At 52.2% G+C, this 19,973-nt stretch carries 21 protein-coding genes and 2 other annotated features; of the genes, 14 read left to right on the top strand and 7 right to left on the bottom strand.

Annotated elements, in window-relative coordinates; all coding sequences use genetic code 11:
* Positions 1–2 precede the first annotated feature (2 nt).
* On the bottom strand, positions 3–146 hold the full coding sequence (locus AC0MA3_RS11250; protein ID WP_474656231.1) for a hypothetical protein: 144 nt from the start codon (positions 144–146) through the stop codon (positions 3–5).
* A gap of 373 nt (positions 147–519) precedes the next feature.
* On the opposite strand from AC0MA3_RS11250, the gene AC0MA3_RS11245 reads away from it, so the two are divergent.
* Together AC0MA3_RS11245 and AC0MA3_RS11240 are read left to right on the top strand one after the other, a co-directional pair.
* The gene (locus tag AC0MA3_RS11245) at positions 520–1,446 is read left to right on the top strand and encodes an ABC transporter ATP-binding protein (protein ID WP_474656230.1); all 927 of its coding nucleotides are present in this window, start codon (positions 520–522) and stop codon (positions 1,444–1,446) included.
* Entirely contained in the window at positions 1,439–2,224 is a 786-nt protein-coding gene (locus AC0MA3_RS11240; protein ID WP_379154536.1) for an ABC transporter permease, read from the top strand. The genes AC0MA3_RS11245 and AC0MA3_RS11240 overlap by 8 nt, the downstream gene beginning before the upstream one ends.
* Before the next feature lie 44 nt (positions 2,225–2,268).
* On the opposite strand, the gene AC0MA3_RS11235 is transcribed toward AC0MA3_RS11240, so the two are convergent.
* Complete coding sequence (locus tag AC0MA3_RS11235) at positions 2,269–2,724, bottom strand: bactofilin family protein (protein ID WP_474656229.1); 456 nt, start codon at positions 2,722–2,724, stop codon at positions 2,269–2,271.
* Positions 2,725–2,756: 32 nt separating this feature from the next.
* Positions 2,757–3,953 carry a M23 family metallopeptidase gene (locus AC0MA3_RS11230; protein ID WP_474656228.1) on the bottom strand — a complete coding sequence of 399 codons (1,197 nt, stop codon included), beginning with the start codon at positions 3,951–3,953 and terminating at the stop codon, positions 2,757–2,759.
* A gap of 188 nt (positions 3,954–4,141) precedes the next feature.
* Between AC0MA3_RS11230 and cls the strand changes: the two genes are divergently transcribed.
* Entirely contained in the window at positions 4,142–5,572 is a 1,431-nt protein-coding gene (cls, locus tag AC0MA3_RS11225; RefSeq protein WP_474656227.1) for a cardiolipin synthase, read from the top strand.
* A gap of 121 nt (positions 5,573–5,693) precedes the next feature.
* Complete coding sequence (locus tag AC0MA3_RS11220) at positions 5,694–6,602, top strand: YitT family protein (protein ID WP_379154546.1); 909 nt, start codon at positions 5,694–5,696, stop codon at positions 6,600–6,602.
* Between the two features lie 194 nt (positions 6,603–6,796).
* On the opposite strand, the gene ligD is transcribed toward AC0MA3_RS11220, so the two are convergent.
* From ligD to ku, 3 genes are read right to left on the bottom strand one after another with little or no spacing between them, the layout of a single operon-like run.
* On the bottom strand, positions 6,797–7,681 hold the full coding sequence (gene ligD / locus AC0MA3_RS11215) for a non-homologous end-joining DNA ligase (protein WP_474656226.1): 885 nt from the start codon (positions 7,679–7,681) through the stop codon (positions 6,797–6,799).
* 36 nt (positions 7,682–7,717) lie between these two features.
* The gene (locus tag AC0MA3_RS11210; RefSeq protein WP_474656225.1) at positions 7,718–8,665 is read right to left on the bottom strand and encodes an ATP-dependent DNA ligase; all 948 of its coding nucleotides are present in this window, start codon (positions 8,663–8,665) and stop codon (positions 7,718–7,720) included.
* Between the two features lie 3 nt (positions 8,666–8,668).
* Complete coding sequence (ku, locus tag AC0MA3_RS11205; RefSeq protein ID WP_474656224.1) at positions 8,669–9,637, bottom strand: non-homologous end joining protein Ku; 969 nt, start codon at positions 9,635–9,637, stop codon at positions 8,669–8,671.
* A gap of 140 nt (positions 9,638–9,777) precedes the next feature.
* Between ku and AC0MA3_RS11200 the strand changes: the two genes are divergently transcribed.
* The 7 genes from AC0MA3_RS11200 (at position 9,778) to AC0MA3_RS11170 (ending at position 15,646) form a co-directional block, all read left to right on the top strand.
* Positions 9,778–9,948, top strand: a complete 171-nt coding sequence (locus AC0MA3_RS11200; protein ID WP_474656223.1) for a hypothetical protein — start codon at positions 9,778–9,780, stop codon at positions 9,946–9,948.
* Positions 9,945–10,130: an H-type small acid-soluble spore protein gene (locus AC0MA3_RS11195; RefSeq protein ID WP_474656222.1), complete on the top strand. Its 186-nt coding sequence runs from the start codon at positions 9,945–9,947 to the stop codon at positions 10,128–10,130. Before AC0MA3_RS11200 ends, AC0MA3_RS11195 begins: the two co-directional genes overlap by 4 nt.
* A 185-nt stretch (positions 10,131–10,315) precedes the next feature.
* A complete protein-coding gene (tsaE, locus tag AC0MA3_RS11190) occupies positions 10,316–10,807 on the top strand; it encodes a tRNA (adenosine(37)-N6)-threonylcarbamoyltransferase complex ATPase subunit type 1 TsaE (RefSeq protein ID WP_474656221.1) in 492 nt (163 codons plus the stop codon).
* The gene (tsaB, locus tag AC0MA3_RS11185) at positions 10,804–11,625 is read left to right on the top strand and encodes a tRNA (adenosine(37)-N6)-threonylcarbamoyltransferase complex dimerization subunit type 1 TsaB (RefSeq protein WP_474656220.1); all 822 of its coding nucleotides are present in this window, start codon (positions 10,804–10,806) and stop codon (positions 11,623–11,625) included. Before tsaE ends, tsaB begins: the two co-directional genes overlap by 4 nt.
* A complete protein-coding gene (rimI, locus tag AC0MA3_RS11180) occupies positions 11,625–12,149 on the top strand; it encodes a ribosomal protein S18-alanine N-acetyltransferase (protein WP_474656219.1) in 525 nt (174 codons plus the stop codon). The genes tsaB and rimI overlap by 1 nt, the downstream gene beginning before the upstream one ends.
* Positions 12,146–13,186 (top strand): tRNA (adenosine(37)-N6)-threonylcarbamoyltransferase complex transferase subunit TsaD, encoded by a 1,041-nt coding sequence (tsaD, locus tag AC0MA3_RS11175; protein ID WP_474656218.1) that lies wholly within the window; start codon positions 12,146–12,148, stop codon positions 13,184–13,186. The genes rimI and tsaD overlap by 4 nt, the downstream gene beginning before the upstream one ends.
* A gap of 81 nt (positions 13,187–13,267) precedes the next feature.
* Positions 13,268–13,587, top strand: a binding site (T-box leader).
* Positions 13,588–13,649: 62 nt separating this feature from the next.
* Positions 13,650–13,930: a binding site (T-box leader), on the top strand.
* Positions 13,931–14,125: 195 nt separating this feature from the next.
* Complete coding sequence (locus tag AC0MA3_RS11170) at positions 14,126–15,646, top strand: 2-isopropylmalate synthase (RefSeq protein WP_474656217.1); 1,521 nt, start codon at positions 14,126–14,128, stop codon at positions 15,644–15,646.
* A gap of 334 nt (positions 15,647–15,980) precedes the next feature.
* Here the strand turns inward: AC0MA3_RS11170 and AC0MA3_RS11165 are convergent, their stop codons facing one another.
* Complete coding sequence (locus AC0MA3_RS11165; RefSeq protein WP_474656216.1) at positions 15,981–17,936, bottom strand: ABC-F family ATP-binding cassette domain-containing protein; 1,956 nt, start codon at positions 17,934–17,936, stop codon at positions 15,981–15,983.
* A 312-nt stretch (positions 17,937–18,248) separates the two neighbouring features.
* Here AC0MA3_RS11165 and AC0MA3_RS11160 point away from each other — a divergent pair, with 312 nt between their 5' ends.
* The 3 genes from AC0MA3_RS11160 to AC0MA3_RS11150 are packed head-to-tail and all read left to right on the top strand — an operon-like array spanning position 18,249 to position 19,932.
* A complete protein-coding gene (locus AC0MA3_RS11160; RefSeq protein WP_474656215.1) occupies positions 18,249–18,896 on the top strand; it encodes a 5-formyltetrahydrofolate cyclo-ligase in 648 nt (215 codons plus the stop codon).
* Positions 18,887–19,393 (top strand): cyclic pyranopterin monophosphate synthase MoaC, encoded by a 507-nt coding sequence (gene moaC, locus AC0MA3_RS11155; protein ID WP_474656214.1) that lies wholly within the window; start codon positions 18,887–18,889, stop codon positions 19,391–19,393. Before AC0MA3_RS11160 ends, moaC begins: the two co-directional genes overlap by 10 nt.
* A gap of 53 nt (positions 19,394–19,446) precedes the next feature.
* Complete coding sequence (locus tag AC0MA3_RS11150) at positions 19,447–19,932, top strand: MogA/MoaB family molybdenum cofactor biosynthesis protein (RefSeq protein ID WP_020429419.1); 486 nt, start codon at positions 19,447–19,449, stop codon at positions 19,930–19,932.
* Positions 19,933–19,973: the final 41 nt, after the last annotated feature.

The following is a 19,973-nucleotide window of genomic DNA, read 5'->3' as shown; positions in this document are numbered from 1 at the left end:
CGCTAACCGCTAACAGCTCTCGAAGTAACTACAAGCAGCTGTAATGGCTGGCTGATCTGGTTAACAGCCGCCAGTTGCAGATTGCTTGCTGAATATCTTAACAACTGTGACTGGGCTTCATCGAGTATCAACCAATCAAGGGACAACATCCTCTCCTTAACCGGAGGGAGGTTGTCCCTTTTACTATTGCTGCATTTTTTTTTCGGTTTTCAGGAAAAAGGAAAGTTGTGGTAAAATAAAACCCATATAAAATGAATTGATAAACTACAATATGGTGGAAGTAACGGAGGGGAAGTTTGGAACTGGAGGAGCGCTAGCGATCGCCTAAAAGCTTTCCGAAGGAAAGCTGGCTTCGGAAGCATCATCAGTTCACGGATTTCTACCGCATACTGCGGTAACAATCAGGAAATCCGTGAACAACAGCGACCGGAAGTCCAGACATTCCCCGCAGTTACGGCTATCACCTTGATTGTTGAACTATCAATTATTTTATATACACCGACGAAAGGAAGTGAGACCATGCCGAACACGGCAGAAGTGGTGAAGCCCGTAGCCAGCTTAATGGGTGTAACCAAAAAAATCGGCAGTAAGACGCTGGTTAGCGACTTGACCCTTGATATCCCGCCCGGTCAAATCTTCGGATTCCTCGGGCCGAATGGTGCTGGTAAAACAACTACCATTCGCATGATGGTTGGACTGATCTCGATCAGCCGCGGAGATATCCTGATTTGTGGGCGAAGCATCAAAGATCATTTTGAAGAAGCCATTGCGAATATTGGGGCAATTGTGGAGAACCCTGAGATGTACAAGTTCATGAGCGGTTACCAGAACCTGCGCCAATATGCGCGGATGGTGCAAGGCGTGGACAAGAAGCGGATAGGAGAGGTTGTAGAGCTGGTTGGATTAGGCCAGCGGATACACGACAAGGTTAAGACCTACTCCCTGGGGATGCGCCAGCGGCTAGGTGTAGCCCAGGCGCTCTTGCACCGTCCCAAGCTGCTGATCCTGGATGAGCCGACGAATGGTCTTGATCCGCAGGGGATCCGCGAGCTGCGGGATTATCTGCGCCGTTTATGCCAGGAGGAAGGCACGACTGTGTTTGTCTCCAGCCATCTGTTATCCGAGATGGAGCTGATGTGCGATACGGTGGCTATTATCCAGAATGGCAAGCTGATTGACGTGAAGCAGCTGAAGTCAGTAGGTACTGAGGTCCTGCCGATCGGCGAGACGCTGTTTGAGGTTAGTGATCCTGAAGCGGCCTTGGCGCTGCTGGGGACCGGGGTGCTGAAGGATGGAGGAATTGCCTTGACGGCAGACCGGGAAGCGATCGCTGATTTGAACGCGAAGCTGGTCATGGGCGGAATCAAGGTCTACGGCATTAAAGTGCTGGCCCGTTCACTTGAGGATCAATTCCTGGAAATCACCGGAGGTGAAGGCATTGGGTAATTTCGCGGCTCTCATACATAATGAGAACGTTAAAATTTACAGTCGAATTCGTACATGGATCATGCTCATTATTCTGGCAGTGATAAGCGCGCTATTTCCGGCGCTGTTCTACTTTACAAGCGGTGACACCTCTACAACAGAGCTGTGGAACAGCTTTCAAATGACCGTGAGTGTCGCTTTTTTCCTGAATACGATTTTTACAGTAGTAATCGCCTCTGACTCCGTTGCGGGCGAATTTTCCTGGGGGACTATTAAGCTGCTGTTGATCCGCCCATGGAGCCGTTCCAAAATACTGTTGTCCAAGTATATCTCTTTAATTCTGTTCAGCTTACTGAGCACTGCTGTACTGATCGTATTTGGGTATGTGTCTGCGCTTATATTCTCCTCTTCTTCCGGGCTTGGAGGAGCTTCAACGTCGTCATGGAGTCCGGCAGAATACACATTCCTGGGGATCCTGTGCAGCTATGCGGAGTTGTTCTTGACCGCAGCTATTGCCTTTATGGTGTCCAGTGTCTTCCGTGCAAGCGGACTGGCGATCGGACTGTCTCTGTTCATTATGTTTGCCAAAGATATTTTTGTTGCCATCTTCAGCCCTGAACGTTATGCGTGGGCCAAATATCTGATCTTTACCCACATGGATCTGCATGGTTATCTCTCAACGGACAAGGGACCGGGTGGGGTTACTTTAGGATTTGCCATCGCAGTACTTGCCGTCTATTATCTTCTATTCATGCTAGTGTCCTGGATTGTATTCCGCAAAAGAGACGTGGCTGCATAAATCGGGCGGATTGCACACTAGCCCGATTTATGCAGCGGGTTTCATCAGGATGTTGAAGCCGTTTCTGCTTCTGCTTGTTTGGAGGCGCGGTTGCCAGTCTTGTCCTTATGCCCGTTTGGCTGAAGTCCGCCCGCTTTTTCAGTGGCGGGCTCTTCGGCCATCACAATGGAGCCATTCAGCACACTGCCCTCCACGATGCATAATGTACCTGCCAAAATATTGCCGTGCAGCTGTCCGGTACCTGTAAGCATTAGTCTCTGATCGGCGATCACATCCCCGTAAACCCTGCCTGCAATGATGACATCCTGTGCTTTGATGCTGGACCGGACGGTTCCCTGCTCACCGACTGTTACAGTACCGTGGCAGTGGATCTCTCCGCTGAAATTCCCTTCAATCCGCAAGTTGGTGTCGCAAGTCACTTTGCCCTCCAGCGTACCTCCATGCCCGATCAGTGAGTCGGTAGACTTCACCGCTGCTTGCTGTTTGTTTTTATACCACATGCATTTTCTTCCTCCTTTTCGAACAAATCTGCTTAAGGCTGTACATAACTTAAAGGATTAACCGGCTTGTTTTGTTTGACCACCTGAAAATGAAGATGGGGTCCCGTGCTTCGTCCGGTATTGCCGAGCAGTCCGATCTTCTGGCCTTTGTGTACTTTGGTACCGGGGGAAACCAGCATTCCGTTCAAATGCATGTACCATGTCTCAAGTCCATTGTCATGTTTGATGATGATATATTTGCCGCGGGCGCCCATTTGTTCGGCGGAGATCACCACACCCTCCATGGCAGCATATACGGGATCGCCCATACTGCCAGCTATATCAATGCCGGAATGATAGGCAGAAGTCCCGTTGAATGGGTCTGACCGGTACCCGAAGCTGGAAGTAATGACCCTTGAAGGAGTGGGCCAGATAACCACAGGTGCCAGACGGGCTTTTTCAGCGATTGCTTTTTTGGCCTGGAGACTGGCTCTGGCGGTATTTGCTTGCTTGGCTTCTGTAATCGTAGCCGGGATCTTGCTCATCATTTCATCCAGCATGCTGCGGATTTCCTCATAATCATCCTTCGTTTTCCGCACCAGCTCCTGGGGATCGTTCTGATAGACCGCGATATATTCCCCGCCAACCTGAGGCGTGAACGTGTTGCCCTGGACCGCGGATGTGGCTTCAAGAGGGATTGGAGCAGCCAGGAACGGGGATGCGGCAGCTGCGGACACAGTGGTGAAAGACGTCCCGCCAGAATTCAGTAGTTCTACCGGAGCAGATGACACTCTGCTTGATGCGGTTGAAGGGGGATTTACGGTGCTGGATGTATCGAAGGCAGAGGGTTCCTCTTTGCCGCCGGTGGCTGGGCTATTCCCTTTATCAATCAGAGACTGTAGCTGCTGCTCCAGTTCACTTACACTTTTCAATTTGTCTTTGATGCTGTCCGCTTCCTCCGATAACTCGCTAACCTGGCTGCGAAGCTTCAGCAAGGCCTGATCCTTATCAGCGACCTTCATTTCCATCCGAAGATTGGTTAAGGACAGCGCCGCGGCCTCGGCTTCCAGCTCGGATATGGAGCGGGAGGCATGAAAATGCATGGAAGTGACCAGACTGGAGATAGAAAGGGCAGCAGCAGCTGGCAGCGCCAGAGCAAGCGGCTTGGATAGCTGAAGCTGCCTTACCGGACGTCCGGCTTCACGGACAACAAGCAGCGTGATCCGGTTATGATCGGGCTGATTCTTCATAGCTTCTCCTTTCCTGCGGCTCGTGCGGCCGCCTGTGTGTTCACTGAAGTCCTGATTGCTGTGGGCTCATCCGAATTGTCCTACTACTCTATGTATTCCATGTCCGCTGGGAACATGACAACGGTTTGCTGGAATCAAGAGGGAGACTTATGGTGCCACTAACTATAAAATATCAAGAGGGTGACGGGTTGATAATATTGGCGATTCTTCTATGTCTTTTTATTCTGCAGATTGCTGTAATCCTGCTGCTTGAATTCCGACGCCCGCAAAGAGCGTTGGCCTGGCTGCTCGTTACCTTCTGCTGCCCGCCACTCGGGCTGCTGTTCTATTACTTTTTCGGCCGGGATTATTGGCAGAGCCGCAAGCTCAAGAAGAGATGTATTTCGTTGTTTCGGGAGATCCGTGCCCATGTATCCGGTAAAATCAAGCTTGTTAAAAATGCAGATGAGAGTGGAAATCCACATTTTTCAGATTATAAAGGGCTGTTGTTCCTGCTCACCGGACTGTCTGAGATTCCGGTTACGGGCCGGAATATATGCAAAGTGCTGGCAGAAGGGCAGGAAGCTTATGACTCCATGCTGGAAGCTATGGAAGCAGCGCGGGAGCACATCCATATGGAGTTCTATATTTTTCGTGGGGATAAGATCGGGCAGCAGTTTCAGGAGGTCATGGTCCGCAAAGCACGTCAGGGGGTGAAGGTGCGGCTGCTGTGTGATGGACTAGGCAGCCACAAGCTCGGACGCGGTTTCATAAGTACGCTGAGAGATGCCGGAGTGGAGGTTCATTTCTTCCTGCCGCCACTAACTTCCCTGCTGGACCGCAGGTTCAATTTTCGTAATCATCGTAAGATCATCGTGGTCGACGGGCGTGTAGGGTTTACCGGAGGCATGAATGTTGGGGATGATTATCTGGGGAAGGACCCGAAGATGGGATATTGGCGGGACACCCATCTCCGTATGGAAGGGGATGCAGTCTACAGCCTTCAATATGTTTTCCTGAAAGATTGGCGGCTTGCAGCGGGCGAGGGGATGAGCCATCCCCGCTTTTTCCCGGCGCATGACTGTGTGGAAGAAGAGGCGGTTCTCGTTGTCGCCAGTGGACCGGACGGGGCGCTCGACGCCTCACAGGAGATGTATTTTGCATCAATTACAGCGGCGAAGAAGCGGATATGGATTACCTCACCTTATTTTATTCCCGATCCTACGATCTGCCGGGCGCTCAAGAGCGCGGTGCTTGGTGGAGTGGATGTGCGGATTATCATTCCGGACAAACCGGACAACAGGCTGGTGTACCATGCCTCGCTGTCCTACCTGGACAACCTTCAGGATGCAGGAGTGAAATTTTACCGCTATCAGAAAGGATTCATGCATGCCAAGGTGATGATTATTGATGATGTTCTGGGAACGGTGGGGAGTGCCAATCTGGATATGCGGAGTTTTTACTCCAACTTTGAACTGACAGCCCTCATACTTAGTCCGGAGGTGATTGCAGCACTTGCAGCTGGATTCGACCAGGATTTGGAGCATAGCGAGTTTATCGATCCGGAAAAATTCCGCGCAAGAGGGAATAATGTCAAGCGCATAGAAAGCCTCTGTCAGCTGTTATCCCCGCTTTTATGACAGTTTTGACCCGGAAAACAATGTTTTTCGAAGGTTATAACATGTTAGTGCCATAAACATCCCTCTTTTATGATATAATGAAAGTATAAGCAGTAACTATACTTTTCACAGGGGGAGTTCTATGACTGTAAGCCAGCAAATATTTACGAATGAGGGACAGAAGAAACCTCAGAAATCAGAAGCTTTTAAGAGGGCCCGATTGATCCAAAGGATTGTAATGATTGTGCTTGGATCAGCGATGATGTCTGTGGCTTTGGAGATTTTTCTTGTTCCCAATCAATTGATTGACGGAGGCATTACCGGTATTTCTATTATGATTTCACACATCTTTCATATCCCGCTGGGGATAATCTTGACTCTGCTTAACTTGCCCTTTCTTGTAATCGGCTATAAGCAGATTGGTAAAACCTTTGCCTTATCCACTTTGTTTGCTGTAGTTCTGATGTCCATTGGTACCCAACTGCTGCATCCTGTAGCCCCGCTAACAGGTGAACCGCTGCTTGCCGCAGTGTTTGGAGGGGTAATTCTAGGTGTGGGTGTCGGCCTGGTGGTAAGGTATGGCGGGTCGCTGGATGGAACAGAAATCGTAGCCATTCTGGTCTCGAAGAAGCTTCCATTCTCTGTAGGTGAAGTAGTTATGTTCTTCAACCTGTTTATTCTATCCGGTGCAGGCTTTGTGTTTGGCTGGAACAATGCGATGTTCTCTTTGATCGCGTACTACATTGCCTTTAAGGTGATTGATGTTACGCTTGAGGGATTGGATCAATCAAAATCAGTATGGATTATCAGCGATAAATTCCGTGATATCGGGGAAGCGCTGACCGAGCGCCTCGGGCGTGGTGTTACGTATCTGGATGGGGAAGGCGGCTTCTCCGGAGATAACAAGAAAGTGATTTTTGTCGTGATTACCCGTTTGGAAGAAGCGAAGCTTAAAGCTATTGTTGAAGATTGGGATACCGAAGCCTTTGTCGCGATTGGCAATATTCATGATGTTAAGGGCGGCCGCTTCAAGAAAAAATCAATCCACTAGTCCTGCCCGCCAAAAAAACGGGAGTGCTACCGAAGGAAGGTATATTTACGAACCGCAGAGTAATCAATTCGGCGTCCTTATCCATTTTCGCCGCATTCTCATATAGCATACCTTCCGTCCATATGTTGGACGCCTGATAAGCCCGCAGCCGGTATAGGCATTTGCGGGCTTATTGCTTTTTTGGTGAGCAGAAATTAAGGGAGCTTGGCGATCAGAGCATCCACCGGCTGTGCAGGCACTTTGGCGATCAGATCCCCCAGACGGCTGAGCCGCTCCTCAATATTCTGCAGGTGGAAATCAGCAGGTGAGACATCCCTCCGGACCTCATCCCATAGAAGAGGCGTGGAGACGGTAGCCAGGGGCCGGGCTCGTGGTGTGTAAGGTGCAGCCAGCGTTTTGCCGCCGTAGTGTTGAAGGTAATCAAAATATATTTTGTCCCCCCGATGCTTCTTTAGCCGCTCCAGGGTGAACAGGTCCGGACGTTTCTCTGTCACATACCGTCCGACAAAGTGTCCAATCCGGCGCAGGCCATCGAAGGTCACTCCAGGGCGGATAGGTACAATAATCTGGACACCAGTGGCACCGGAGGTCTTCGGCACTGAGGCAAGTCCCAGAGACTGCAGCACCTCGCCTACGACTGAAGTAGCTTCCATAATCCGCGGTTCAACCTCAAGTGACGGGTCAAGGTCAATCATCCATTCGCAGGGCAGCTCACTTCCTACATAATGGAGCGAAGGATGAAACTCCAGTGCGGCCATATTGCCCAGCCAGAGCAGCTCCGGCAGCCCCTGCAAAACGATATAGGTTATGTTCTCGTGTGTTGCTGTGCGGACAAAACCGGGCAGGGGTTCAGGCGCATTTTTCTGATAAAAGGACATGCCCGGAACGCCGTGCGGATAGCGGATCACCGTCAAAAGCCGGTCCTTGCAGTATTGCAGCAGGTAAGGGGAGAGTGCGGCCAGCTTTTGCAGATAGATCCGTTTGGTGATGCCGCGCTCGGGCCATAGCAGCTTTTCCGGATTCGTGATGGTGATTTCTTGTCCTTCAACGGTAATGGAGCCTCGGATGGTCTTGGGCATGGGTGTGTCTCCTTGAAAAGGGTGTCGTCTGTGTTGTCAGCCTTTTTGTTCTATCCGGCAGGACAACGGCGGAATGTCTACTTGGGCTTGAATAACAGGTTGGCGAAGGGTTCCCGAGCTGTTCCATTCCAGAAAATGCAGCTTGAACACTAGCAGGGGCGTAATCCAGACGGCTCCCTTACTCCGCTGCGGGACTGCAACAAAGGGCATATCGGGAGTTCGAAGCTGCTCGGCCCGTACTGTTAAGCTGCGCCAATCCTGAACGGTCATCCTGCCTGCTCCGGCATGTCCAATGTAATGCAGCTGACCTTCGCTGTCATATAGGCCAAAAAGGAGAGCATTCACAAGACCATCCCTGTAGGTTACACCGCCAACGACGGCAGTAACGTCGGAGATGATCTTGCGTTTTTGCCAGCGGCCGTCTTTTCCTCCAGGTGCGTAGGTGCTGTTGATGTCCTTGCATACAATCCCTTCCAGGCTACCGTTCTGTGCAGCAGTCAGAAGCTCGGAGGGGCGGACATAGCTGGGTACATTTTGGACATGGGGATGGGGAAGCAGGATGCGGTTTAAGGTCTGTTGCCGGCTCGATAACGGCTGGTCCAGAAGCCATAGGCCATCACAGTACAAAATATCAAATATCATATAGAGTATGGGTACTTGCGGGCGGATGGCCTTGATAGCTGCAGTATTCTTTAGGCTGTCCCGGCGCATGACCTCGTGGAAGGAAGGTTTGCCGCCGCTGAGTGCGATGACTTCACCATCCAATATTACAGAGTTAGCAGCGCAGTATGCTCTGGGGTCGGCGATTTCAGGATACTGCAGGGTACGGCGGTTCCCCCTCCGGTTAATGAGCTCTGCTTCATTCCCGTCGTAATAAGAAAGCATACGAACGCCATCCCATTTTATTTGCGCAATCCACTGATCGCCTTCCGGCAGCTGTGATGCCAGTACAGGCTCAAAAGGAACTACCGGCTGCAGCTTCATGGGCTAAGCACCTGTTTCTTTGCTCTTGGCTGTGCGCCTCTTAGGTTTAGGCGCAATGACCGGAATCGGCCCGGTAGCTTCGTCGATGACTGCTTCACCGCTGGAAGGCTTGGGTGACTTCGAAGCAGCAGTTTTTTTACGGGAGGCAGCCGTTAGCGGTTTTGTCTTGGCGGCAGCAGCAGACGGTCCCGGATCTGCAGGGATATGCTGCACAGCCTCGATACTGGCCTGAAGTGCGGCCATCAGGTCGATGACATTGGTCTCCTGGCGGGCCGGGGCAATATGGAATTCCTCGCCGGCAACCTTATGAGTGATTAGATCAAGCATCCGCTGGCGGTAGTCATCGGTGTATTTACCCGGCTCAAATGGGGTGGATAGCTGTGAAATCAGCAGTTTGGCCATATCCAGCTCTTTGTCATTCACGATGCCGGGCTCCGGCAATCCCGGAACCTGGGATACAGGCCGGACTTCATCCGGATAATATATGGTTTCGATGGCCAGGCAGTCTGCCAGCACGCGGATGGCGGCAAGGCTGCTTTTGGAGCGGATGGAGATTTTGGCAATCCCGATCTTGCCGGTCTGGCGCATGGCTTCCATCAACAGACGATACGCATTGGCTCCCGCCTGATCGGGAGAGAGGTAATAGGTTTTTTGAAAATAGATCGGGTCGATCTCGGTCAAATCCACAAAATCCAAAATGGTAATACTTTTGCTGCTCTCCTCTGTCAGCTGATCCAGCTCTTCTTTGTCAAACAGGACAAATTTCCCCTTTTCATACTCATAGCCCTTGCCGATTTCCTCCCAGGCCACTTCCTTGTCGCAGACAGGGCATTTGCGCACATAGGACAGCGGACTTCCGCATTCCTTATGGATGTAGCGAAGTGAGATGTCTTTGTCTTCGGTAGCGGAGAACATTTTGACCGGAACATGGACAAGCCCGAAGCTGATGGCCCCTTTCCAAACGGTATGCATGATGATCCCTCCTGATCCAATAGGCTTTGGCTTAGTATGCGGCAGCAGGCCTTTTTCTAGCCTGATGCATTTTTTGTGCAGATTGGGAAAAAATAAGCCAGGCATGAAGGAGCCCTGCGTTCAATTGGAGGTAGCAAAAAATGGAACAGGAACGAAATACATGGATGGATGTACTATCAGAGCAGGATATCCCGGCTGAAGTCGTGGATTGGAAGAGTATTGTAAAAACCGGAGAAGACGAAGAATCGTACGATCATGTCGACCGGCTGGATGCGGAAGCTATACCAAACTTTAAGGAGACCGAGCAATGAACATACAACGGGCCAAGGAAATTTATGCCTCCAAGGATATGATCTCTGTACATCTGGACGGGGAGCCGGTCTGGATCGAACATGTGGATACCGATAACGGGATGGCTACAGTGCAGGTGGGCTCACGTCCAACCAATACGCATACCGTTGGAGTGGAACGTCTGGAAGAGCAGGGAAGATAAGACCTGGGGAGTATGCACAGGAAAAAAAGGGACCGATTGAGGGGGGATTCCCCGTTCAATCGGTTTTTTTTGTGATAATGAAGAAAGGGACGGTTGTTGCGGTGGAAGTATCATACCGATATAATTGAAAGTATTGTAACTTGGAAAGCTGGAGTATTTTAATATGTAGAGGTGGTAGTTGCAGCTTGAACAACAACGCTGAAACGGTGTTCACTTACCGTTCATATAGCCTGGCGGATACGGATGAGCTGGCAGCAGAGCTGGCCGCATCAGTTAAGGCAGGTATGGTTATCGGGTTGGATGGCGAACTGGGCGCAGGGAAGACGGCATTCTCGCAGAGCTTTGCGCGTCATTTGGGTGTGGAAGGGATCGTCAGCAGCCCTACTTTTACAATCATCAAGGAATATCAGGGACGGCTGCCGCTGTACCATATGGATGTATACCGCATCTCCCTTCAGGAAGCTGATGAGCTGGGACTGGATGAGTATTTTTATGGGCAGGGTGTGAGCCTGGTGGAATGGAGCAGTATAATTTCGGATTTGATGCCGCCGCAGCATCTCCATATAGCCATGGAAAATTACGGGCCGGAGGAACGGCTGATTACGGTGACCGGAAGCGGGGAGCCTTACGGCGAGTTATGCCGGGCTATGATCCAGAAGTGGGGTAACGAAAGATGAAGAATCAAATTGAAGAGCCGCGCAAGCGGTTTTTGGCATTGGATACATCTACAGCTGTACTTGGTGTAGCGATAACAGAAAACGGCAAGCTGCTGCACGAGACGAATGCTTCGGGGGAACGGAACCATTCTGTACACCTGCTGCCGATCATTGAGCAGGCGCTGCAGGCTACCGGTACAACCTCTGCCATGATTGGGGGAGTCTCCGTCGGCTTGGGTCCCGGATCGTATACGGGAACACGCATCGCTGTTACTGCTGCCAAGACACTGGCCTGGGCCTGGAAGGTACCTGCAGCAGGTATTTCCAGCCTGCAGGTACTGGCTTGGGGCGGCTTGGTTGCGGCTCTGGCACAGCAGGAGGAAGCAGAAGTGAATGAACGGTCCGGAATAGGACCGGATTGGATCATTCCTCTACTGGATGCGCGCCGTGGACAAGCTTATACGGCATTGTTCGCAGCAGATGGGGAACGGGCGCCCCACAGGCTTGAACCGGACGCCATCCGCCTCATGGCAGACTGGGTGCTGCACCTGGCCGACAGATTGAAGAAGGCTGCTGCAGAAGGAATGAAGCCGCGTGTGATTTGGTTTGTCGGTGAGACCGGCCTGCACGCAAGTGAAGAGTCTACCCAACTGATGCGTGAACTGGGTCAGGTGCAGTCTGTGCCCTATGAGCTGGAAGGCCGCTGGGCAGGCTATTTGGGTGAAGAACGCCTTCGGGCGGGAAGCGATGATCTGCACAGTCTGATCCCGAATTATACTCAGCTTTCCGAAGCAGAAGCCAATCTGCGCCGGAGCAGTGAAGGGAGCCTGAATCAATAATGATGGAGCCGGAGCCGGTAAAAGATCAGGGAACAGAGCCGATATTCCGCCAGATGAAGCTTGAGGATATTCCCGAGATTCTGATTATTGAACGAGAAGCCTTCACCATGCCCTGGACGGAAGAAGCTTTCCGCAATGAGCTGTCGCATAATCATTTTGCGAAATATATGGTTATGGAGCTGAATGGGCATATCATCGGCTATGCGGGAATGTGGGCTATTGTCGACGAAGCCCATGTTACGAATATTGCCTTGCTGGAGATGTACCGGGGCCGCAAATGGGGTGAAAGGCTGCTATACGAGCTGATGAAGACGGCTGCTTTCCTGGGTATGAAGTCCATCACGCTGGAAGTTCGGGTCTCGAATGAGGTCGCCCAGAATTTGTACCGCAAAAAGGGCTTCCGTCCTGCAGGCACCCGCAAAGGATATTATTCGGATAATCGCGAGGATGCGCTGATTATGTGGGCGGATTTACCGGAGTATGATGAGCAAGGGATTACGGAAGGAAGCGTGGATCTGAAATGAAGACACATACGGGTGAAGTCCAGCCTGTGCTTATACTTGCTATCGAGACCAGCTGTGACGAGACTTCCGTTGCAGTGGTCAAAGACGGCTGCGAGGTGCTCTCGAACATCATCTCAAGCCAGATCGATACGCACCGGGCGTTTGGCGGTGTCGTGCCCGAAGTGGCATCACGCAAGCACGTGGAGGTTATTACTCTGGTAATAGAGGAAGCGCTGGAGGCGGCTGGCATACAGCCTGAACAGCTGACGGCGGTTGCGGTCACCCAGGGGCCTGGTTTGGTAGGTGCGCTGCTGGTCGGTGTTGTAGCTGCCAAAAGCCTTGCGCTAGCCTGGGATAAGCCGCTGATTGGTACGCATCATATCGCCGGGCATATTTATGCCAACCGGTTAGTTAAAGATCTGCAGTATCCCAACATGACACTGGTCGTATCGGGCGGACATACGGAGCTGGTCAGCATGCAGCGGGAAGGTGAGTTCCGGATTATCGGCCGTACCCGCGATGATGCCGTGGGTGAGGCCTATGACAAAGTCGCTCGGGCGCTCGGTTTTCCATATCCGGGCGGTCCCCATGTGGACCGGCTGGCCCGCGAAGCGGCCGAAGCTGTACCGCTTCCGCGGGTCTGGCTGGAGCCGGATTCCTACGATTTCAGCTTCAGCGGGCTGAAGTCGGCGGTGCTGAATGTGGTCAATCAGAGCAAGATGAAGGGTCTAACGCCGGATGTGGCCGGAATTGCCCGCGGCTTCCAGGAGTCGGTGGTTGAGGTACTGGTGGAGAAGGCAGTCCGGGCTGTAAAAGCCAATAAAGCTAAGCAGCTTTTGCTAAGCGGAGGCGTAGCGGCGAACAAGGGCTTGCGCGAAGCACTGACTGCACGTTGCGCGTCAGAAGGCATCGAGCTGATTATTCCGCCTCCAGTCTATTGCACCGATAACGCGGCCATGATCGGTGCCGCAGCATATGTGAAATGGCGGCATGACGGCAGTACACCTCTGGACATGGTTGCAGATCCAGGGTTGTCGCTGGAACAATGGTCGGTCTAGGGCATTCATTTTATAGATTAGCCTATTGACATCTTTTGGAGCCGGCAGGTATAATCAGCTCAATCATTATTCATAATTTGAACAAACGCGATGAATGGAAGCAGTAAGGAACCTCCGGGATTAGAGAGCTGCGGGTTGGTGCAACGCAGTCGAAGGAGACCTGAACTCGTCCGGGAGCGGAACGGTGGAAGCCAGGAGGTTTATTGTCCAGACCTTTCGTACACCGTTACGGTTCGCCTCCGTAAGAGGGTAGCCCTGCACAGCAAGGATGGAACCTATGATTGCTCCAGGTTTGCTTGCAAGGCGTAGAGTGGATATCGTGAGGAACAGCTAAAGCGCTGGCTGAACCGGGATATCAACAAGAGTGGTACCGCGAAGGTGAACAGCCTGTCGTCTCTTGAATGAGACGGCAGGCTTTTTTGTGATTATTTATAAGGATGTATTGGTTTCACACCAATATAGAGTACACGTGATGAACGGGAGCAGTAGATGATGAAGGTGAACAGAGAGCTGCGGGAGGGTGCGACGCAGTCACCGGAGGCATTGAATCTCGCCCGGGAGCGGAGCGGCGGAATGGTTGTTGATATGCCGCTACGGATGTCCCCGTTACCGGACCCTCATGGAATGCCATGGCTTGGCGGGCATCTGTGGGGAAGAGCTGGACGCAGCTGATGCTTTGCTCACACAAGAAAGCTGTGCGTCAATAAGAGTGGTACCGCGGAGGGGTGACCCGCCGTCTCTTGAATAGAGACGGCGGGTTTTTTGTGTTATTCAGGTACTTGCTGCCGGCAGCAGTGGGCGGGAAATCAGGAGAGCCTCAAGTCGACGTGAGGCTCTCTAAGCTTAAGTACAGCAAAACTTAGCCTATGCTTACGAAGCGGGTTTGGTAAGAAGCTGGGTCTAAGAAGCAATGCTCATAAAACTTTCAGGAGGTATTCCATGATTATTCCAGTGAAGAAACGGATTCAGATTTTTGACACGACGCTGCGTGACGGTGAACAGGCTCCCGGAGCCAGCCTCACTCCGGAGCAGAAGATTATTCTGGCCTATAAGTTGGCCGGACTGGGCGTAGATGTACTCGAACCAGGATTTCCGGTATCCAGCCCGGGGGATTTTGCGGCCGTGGAGACGATCTCCCGGAAGGTGCAGGGGGTGGAAATCTGCGGCTTCGCCCGGGCGGTCAAAGGGGATATTGATGCGGCGGTACGGGCAACCCGGGATGCGGAACGGCGGCGGATTCATCTGTTCATCTCTTCCTCCGATATACATCTACGCCATCAGCTGCGCAAGAGCCGGGCTGAAGTGGTAGCCGCCGCCCGAGAGATGACGGCCTATGCCAAGCAATTTAGTGAGGTGGTGGAGTTCACTGCTATGGATGCGGCGCGGACGGGTATGGATGACTTGATCGAAATGGTTGAGGCCGTCATTGAGGAGGGCGCCACGATTATCAATCTTCCCGATACGGTAGGCTACGCACTGCCGGAGGAATATGGTGAGATGTTCCGCCGGGTCCGCCTTGGAGCCAGAGGCGGGGATACCGTGACTTACAGCGCCCACTGTCACAATGATTTGGGGCTTGCCGTGGCCAATAGTCTATCCGCTATCGCAGGCGGGGCCACCCAGATTGAAGTAACCGTCAACGGCGTGGGCGAGCGCACCGGAAACTGTGCGCTGGAAGAGCTGGTCATGGCGCTGGAGACCCGGGGGGATGTGCTTGGCGCGGAAACAGGAATTGTTCTGGATAAACTGTACGATACTTCACGGATCATCAGCGGGGCGATGCATTTTCCGATTGCCTACAACAAGCCGGTCGTCGGCAGAAATGCTTTCCAGCATGAATCAGGGATTCATCAGGACGGCCTGCTGAAAGACCGCAGCACGTATGAAATTATGGACCCGGATCGTCTGGGCATTCCCCGCAGCATGATCATCCTTGGCAAGCATTCCGGCCGGCATGCCCTGAAGGACCGCGCAGCAAAGTATGGTATTACCCTCAGCTCAGAGGAGCTGGATGCCCTGTATGAATCCTTCAAAGAGTCGGCTGACCGCCAAAAGGCTGTCAGCGACGACGAACTGCTGCGGATGGTCAGCAGCACAACAGGCCAGCAGACGCAGGTGTATGAGTTAGGCGAGGTTCAGGTGCTGGCAGGAAGTGCGCCGCGCAGGGTAGCCGCTGTTACGGTGCGGCATTTGAGAAACGGTAAGGAGACTTCGCATACCAGTACCGGTGCCGGGCCGCTGGAAGCCGTCATTACTGCCATTGGGCAAGGGATTGCCGAGGAGATTAACTTTGCCGGCCTTGAGCTGCATTCTCTGGGCAGCGGGGAGCATGCGCAAGCAGAGGCAGCGGTCATAGTGGAAAGGGAAGGCAAACATTTTAGAGGAACAGCTATTCATCAGGATATTGTAATGGCGGCGGGGAACGCGTATATCGCGGCTTGCAATTCGGCTTTGCTCTAGCAGCTGAATCATTTGTCAAGCTGTGGACAAAGTTATCCACATATTCTATCTGAATTGTGTAAAAACCGTGTAAAATCAGCAATAACGGCATTTTTCAAAACACAAAAATCACGAATTTACTAAGAGGTGATTTTTTGTGGGAATTGTGGATAATGTGGATAGTTCGGTGGATAAAAAGTCCTTGACAAGGAAAAACGCGATTTTACGCATAAAAAAAGGCCCCAAGGGCCTTTTTTTACTAGTAGTTATACACGGAAACTGTGGATATCCCTGTGTATAACTATTTATGAATAAATCGGGAACAGTTAAAAAATATTTATTTAGAGCCATTACACTATTCGTCAGCAAGTTTCTCCCATTCGCTAAATAAATTTCCAAGCTGCTCTTTTTTGAGCTTCAAATCACTTTCATGCTCTTGAAGTGCCATATAATCCTGGAAAACCTCCGGTTTGGTCATTTCATTCTCAATTCTGGCGATGGCCTCCTCCAGCCCGGAGATATTCTCTTCTAATTCGGAAATCCTGCGCTGGCGGTTTCGTTCCTCGCGTTTGGCCTGTTTTTCTGCTTCATAAGAAAGGGCGGTGCCTTTTTCTGCTGCTGAAGCTTCAGTGTCGGCGTTTTTGGGCGCCTTGGCAGAGGCCAGCTCCGCTTCTTCCAGGGCGATCGCTTCGAGCTCTTTCTTTTTCTCAACATAGTCATCATAATTACCCAGATATTGATCAATCCCGCCCGGGTGAAGCTCCAGTACGCGTTCGGCCATTTTGTTCAGGAAATAACGGTCATGGGAGATGAAGAGCAGGGTGCCTTCAAAATCAATCAGTGCCGATTCCAGCACCTCGCGGCTCACCAGATCCAGATGGTTGGTAGGCTCATCGAGAATGAGCATGTTGGCACCGCGCAGCATAAGCTTGGACAAGGCGACCCGCGCTTTTTCACCGCCGCTGAGTGCGGCAACCTTCTTCAGAACATCTTCGCCGCTGAAAAGAAAATTGCCGAGAATCGTGCGGATTCGTGCCTCCTCCAGCATCGGATATTCACTCCATAGCTCTTCCAGCACGGTATTACGCGGATTAAGACGAGTCTGTTCCTGATCGTAGTAGGCGATCTTCACTTTGGTTCCCCAATTGACCGTGCCTGCCGAAGGCTCCCGCGTACCGGTCATGCACTGCAGCAGTGTGGACTTGCCGATTCCGTTCGGACCAATGAGGGCTGCCGTTTCACCCCGGCGCAGTTCAAAGGAAGCGTTCCGGAACAACGGCGCTGCGTCCTTACTGAAAGCAACTGCGACGTCCCGCACTTGGAGCACCTCTTTGCCGGAGTTGAAGTCCGGTTCGAAGGAAAAGCTGGCTTTTTTCAAATCACCGAGCGGTTTATCGATGCGATCCATCTTGTCCAGTGCTTTGCGCCGGCTCTGCGCCCGTTTGGTCGTGGAAGCACGCACGATGTTGCGTTGTACGAATTCCTCCATCCGCGAAATCTCATCCTGCTGCTTCTCGTATTGCTTCAGGCGGATCTCATATTCTGCGGCTTTCAGATCCATATAGCGGCTGTAGTTGCCTGTGTATCTCCGTGACTGGTGGCGTTCGATCTCCACGATTGTAGTTACGAGGCGGTCAAGGAAATAACGGTCATGGGAGACGACCAGAATGCCTCCGGCATAGCCGCGCAGATAATCCTCCAGCCACGTGAGTGTTTCGATGTCGAGATGATTGGTCGGCTCATCCAGCATCAGCAGATCCGGAGCCTGCAGCAGAATGCGTGCCAGCGCCAGCCGGGTCTTCTGGCCGCCGCTTAGCGTGGCGATGGGTGTATCCGGAGAGAATTCGCCGAACCCCATCCCATGAAGCACGCTGCGGATTCGCGTATTCATCTCATAGCCGCCCTGATCCTTGAACCAATCCGAGCGTCTGGCATACCGTTCCAGGAGATCCTCATAACGCTTTGGATCATCTGCCAGCTTGGGATCGGCAATGTCTGCCTCCAGCTGCCGCAGCTCCGCTTCCGCTTCGATCAGTGGGGCGAATACGGCCAGCATTTCTTCCTGAATGGTCTTGTCTGATTGCAATCCGCTATTCTGAGCCAGATAACCGATAGTAGTTTCCTTGGATTTATGAATCTGCCCGCTGTCAAAGGACATTTCTCCTGCGAGAATCTGCAGAAAAGTAGACTTGCCGGCCCCGTTCACACCGACCAGGCCGACCCGTTCCTTCTCGTTCACCTGCAGGCTGATGCCGTCCAGCACGCTCTGTATTCCATATGATTTTGTAATTCCTGTCGCTTGAAGAAGCATACCGATGAAACCTCCGCCCTTGCATATTTCACCTCGGCGTATATTGCCGGGGCTGTACAAAAAACCTTATTCTATAGTTTACATGAAAAGCGATTGCTGCGCGAGGGGAGGCGCGGCCCGGCTATGCTGTGATTTGCTTGATGGTTGATCCCTCTCGCGGCAATTGCTGCAGGACAAGAGCGGGGTTTCGGGATGGTAATGGTTCCTTTAACAACGTAATAAGTCCAACCTTGGCGAACAGGTGAGAAGAGTGGTAAACTGAGTTTACAAACTATGATAAGCTAGGATATAACCAAGGGGAGGCAGCTGTCTATGACAGGCAACAGTGCGCCGCTGAACGAACTCAAACGCGGACTTCGTGCAGAGAGAACAGCTGTCCGTGACGGGATTACTTCAATCGAACGGGACTTCATGTCTGCTCAGGTCTGCAAATATGCCGGCGATTGGCTGCAGAAGCAACAAGCCGCTTCACTGCTGGCGTATGTTCCATTCCGTTCGGAACTGGACTGCCGTGCGCTGATCGCAGAGGCCTGGACACATGGCCGGGAAGTACTGCTGCCCCGTGTTTTACCGGCAACAGGAACCATGAGTCTTCATGCGGTTAAATCCTGGGAAGAGCTTGCACCAGGAGCTTATGGCATTCTGGAGCCATTGTCCCGCTTCGGGAATGAGCCGGAGCCGGAAGCGCTGCGTCTTCCTGATGTAGTCTTTGTGCCGGGACTGGCTTTTGACCGGAAGGGTGGACGACTTGGCTATGGAAGAGGCTACTATGACCGATTGCGGGCTGCATGGCAGCAGGATTCCTCGTTCGCCCTGAAGCCTCCGTTCTGGATTGGGCTGGCTTTCAGCCATCAACTGGTTCCTGAAGTGCCAATGGATGACCATGATGCCTTTATGGACATGCTGATTACGGAAGACGGCATCATTCACTGCCGGGAGGAGAACAGACCATGGAGTTAACCCATTTCAATGAGCAAGGCAGAGCACGAATGGTGGATGTGAGCGACAAGGAGATTACCAAGCGGACTGCAGCCGCGCGCAGCAGTGTCAAGATGGCTCCGGGAACGCTCACAGCAATCAAGGCGGGAGTCATCGGCAAAGGCGATGTGCTTGCCGTTGCACAGGTGGCCGGAATCATGGCAGCCAAAAAAACCCCAGACTGGATTCCCATGTGCCATCCGTTGCCGCTAACCGGCATCGATATCCGCTTCTGGGATAACAACGAAGACCAGCTATATATAGAAGCAACCGTCAGGACAACCGGGAAAACCGGAGTCGAGATGGAGGCGCTAACCGCTGTTTCGGCAGCTGCGCTGACCGTTTACGATATGTGTAAGGCATTGCAGAAGGATATGATTATCGGACCTACACTGCTGGTGAATAAGAGTGGAGGAAAAACCGGAGATTATGCGCTGGAAGAACCACAACAGCAAGATGCAGGTCAAAGCGCAGATTGAAGGCCGTAAAGCCGGCCGTCTATACATAGATTAGTGAGAGGGAGGGACAACCTATGGCGTGGAAAACAGCAATCCTGACGGCCAGCGATAAAGGGGCCAGAGGCGAACGGGAAGACACGAGCGCCCAGGTTATTCGGGAGCTGGTGGAAGAGGAGCTAGGCGGCGAGATCGTGGAATACCGGATCGTACCGGATGAACAGGATGAGATTATTGCTGCACTGATTGAATTGACGGATTATTTCCAGGCAGATTTGGTGCTGACTACCGGGGGTACCGATCTTGCGATTCGTGATGTAACGCCTGAGGCGACCCGGCGTGTCATTGAACGGGAGGTGCCTGGGCTCTCAGAGGCTATGCGGAGCACGGTTATGCAGAAGAATCGCGCGGTCATGCTATTCAGGGGGATTTGCGGTATTCGTGGAAGAACGCTGATCGTGAACCTGCCTGGTACGCCCAAGGGGGTACATGAGAACCTGGCGGCAATTATGGATCAACTGCCGGAAGCGCTTCTCATGGTAACTGGTCAATACCGGCAGTAATTTCTTTTTCTCCGGTCATGTCACCAGGAATCGTCAGAGAT

This window comes from Paenibacillus sp. LS-5, from assembly GCF_056121505.1.
This window is presented reverse-complemented; position numbering and strand designations above follow the sequence as displayed.

What these genes read in the sequence shown, in the direction of transcription:
- AC0MA3_RS11150 (WP_020429419.1), top strand. Translation starts at nt 19,447, where the DNA reads ATGGCGTGGAAAACAGCAATCCTGACGGCCAGCGATAAAGGGGCCAGA.
- ku (WP_474656224.1), bottom strand. Translation starts at nt 9,637, where the DNA reads ATGCATACCGTTTGGAAAGGGGCCATCAGCTTCGGGCTTGTCCATGTT.
- tsaD (WP_474656218.1), top strand. Translation starts at nt 12,146, where the DNA reads ATGAAGACACATACGGGTGAAGTCCAGCCTGTGCTTATACTTGCTATC.
- AC0MA3_RS11235 (WP_474656229.1), bottom strand. Translation starts at nt 2,724, where the DNA reads ATGTGGTATAAAAACAAACAGCAAGCAGCGGTGAAGTCTACCGACTCA.
- moaC (WP_474656214.1), top strand. Translation starts at nt 18,887, where the DNA reads ATGGAGTTAACCCATTTCAATGAGCAAGGCAGAGCACGAATGGTGGAT.
- ligD (WP_474656226.1), bottom strand. Translation starts at nt 7,681, where the DNA reads ATGCCCAAGACCATCCGAGGCTCCATTACCGTTGAAGGACAAGAAATC.
- tsaB (WP_474656220.1), top strand. Translation starts at nt 10,804, where the DNA reads ATGAAGAATCAAATTGAAGAGCCGCGCAAGCGGTTTTTGGCATTGGAT.
- AC0MA3_RS11165 (WP_474656216.1), bottom strand. Translation starts at nt 17,936, where the DNA reads ATGCTTCTTCAAGCGACAGGAATTACAAAATCATATGGAATACAGAGC.
- AC0MA3_RS11220 (WP_379154546.1), top strand. Translation starts at nt 5,694, where the DNA reads ATGACTGTAAGCCAGCAAATATTTACGAATGAGGGACAGAAGAAACCT.
- AC0MA3_RS11160 (WP_474656215.1), top strand. Translation starts at nt 18,249, where the DNA reads ATGACAGGCAACAGTGCGCCGCTGAACGAACTCAAACGCGGACTTCGT.
- AC0MA3_RS11210 (WP_474656225.1), bottom strand. Translation starts at nt 8,665, where the DNA reads ATGAAGCTGCAGCCGGTAGTTCCTTTTGAGCCTGTACTGGCATCACAG.
- AC0MA3_RS11245 (WP_474656230.1), top strand. Translation starts at nt 520, where the DNA reads ATGCCGAACACGGCAGAAGTGGTGAAGCCCGTAGCCAGCTTAATGGGT.
- AC0MA3_RS11230 (WP_474656228.1), bottom strand. Translation starts at nt 3,953, where the DNA reads ATGAAGAATCAGCCCGATCATAACCGGATCACGCTGCTTGTTGTCCGT.
- AC0MA3_RS11195 (WP_474656222.1), top strand. Translation starts at nt 9,945, where the DNA reads ATGAACATACAACGGGCCAAGGAAATTTATGCCTCCAAGGATATGATC.
- rimI (WP_474656219.1), top strand. Translation starts at nt 11,625, where the DNA reads ATGATGGAGCCGGAGCCGGTAAAAGATCAGGGAACAGAGCCGATATTC.
- AC0MA3_RS11200 (WP_474656223.1), top strand. Translation starts at nt 9,778, where the DNA reads ATGGAACAGGAACGAAATACATGGATGGATGTACTATCAGAGCAGGAT.
- AC0MA3_RS11170 (WP_474656217.1), top strand. Translation starts at nt 14,126, where the DNA reads ATGATTATTCCAGTGAAGAAACGGATTCAGATTTTTGACACGACGCTG.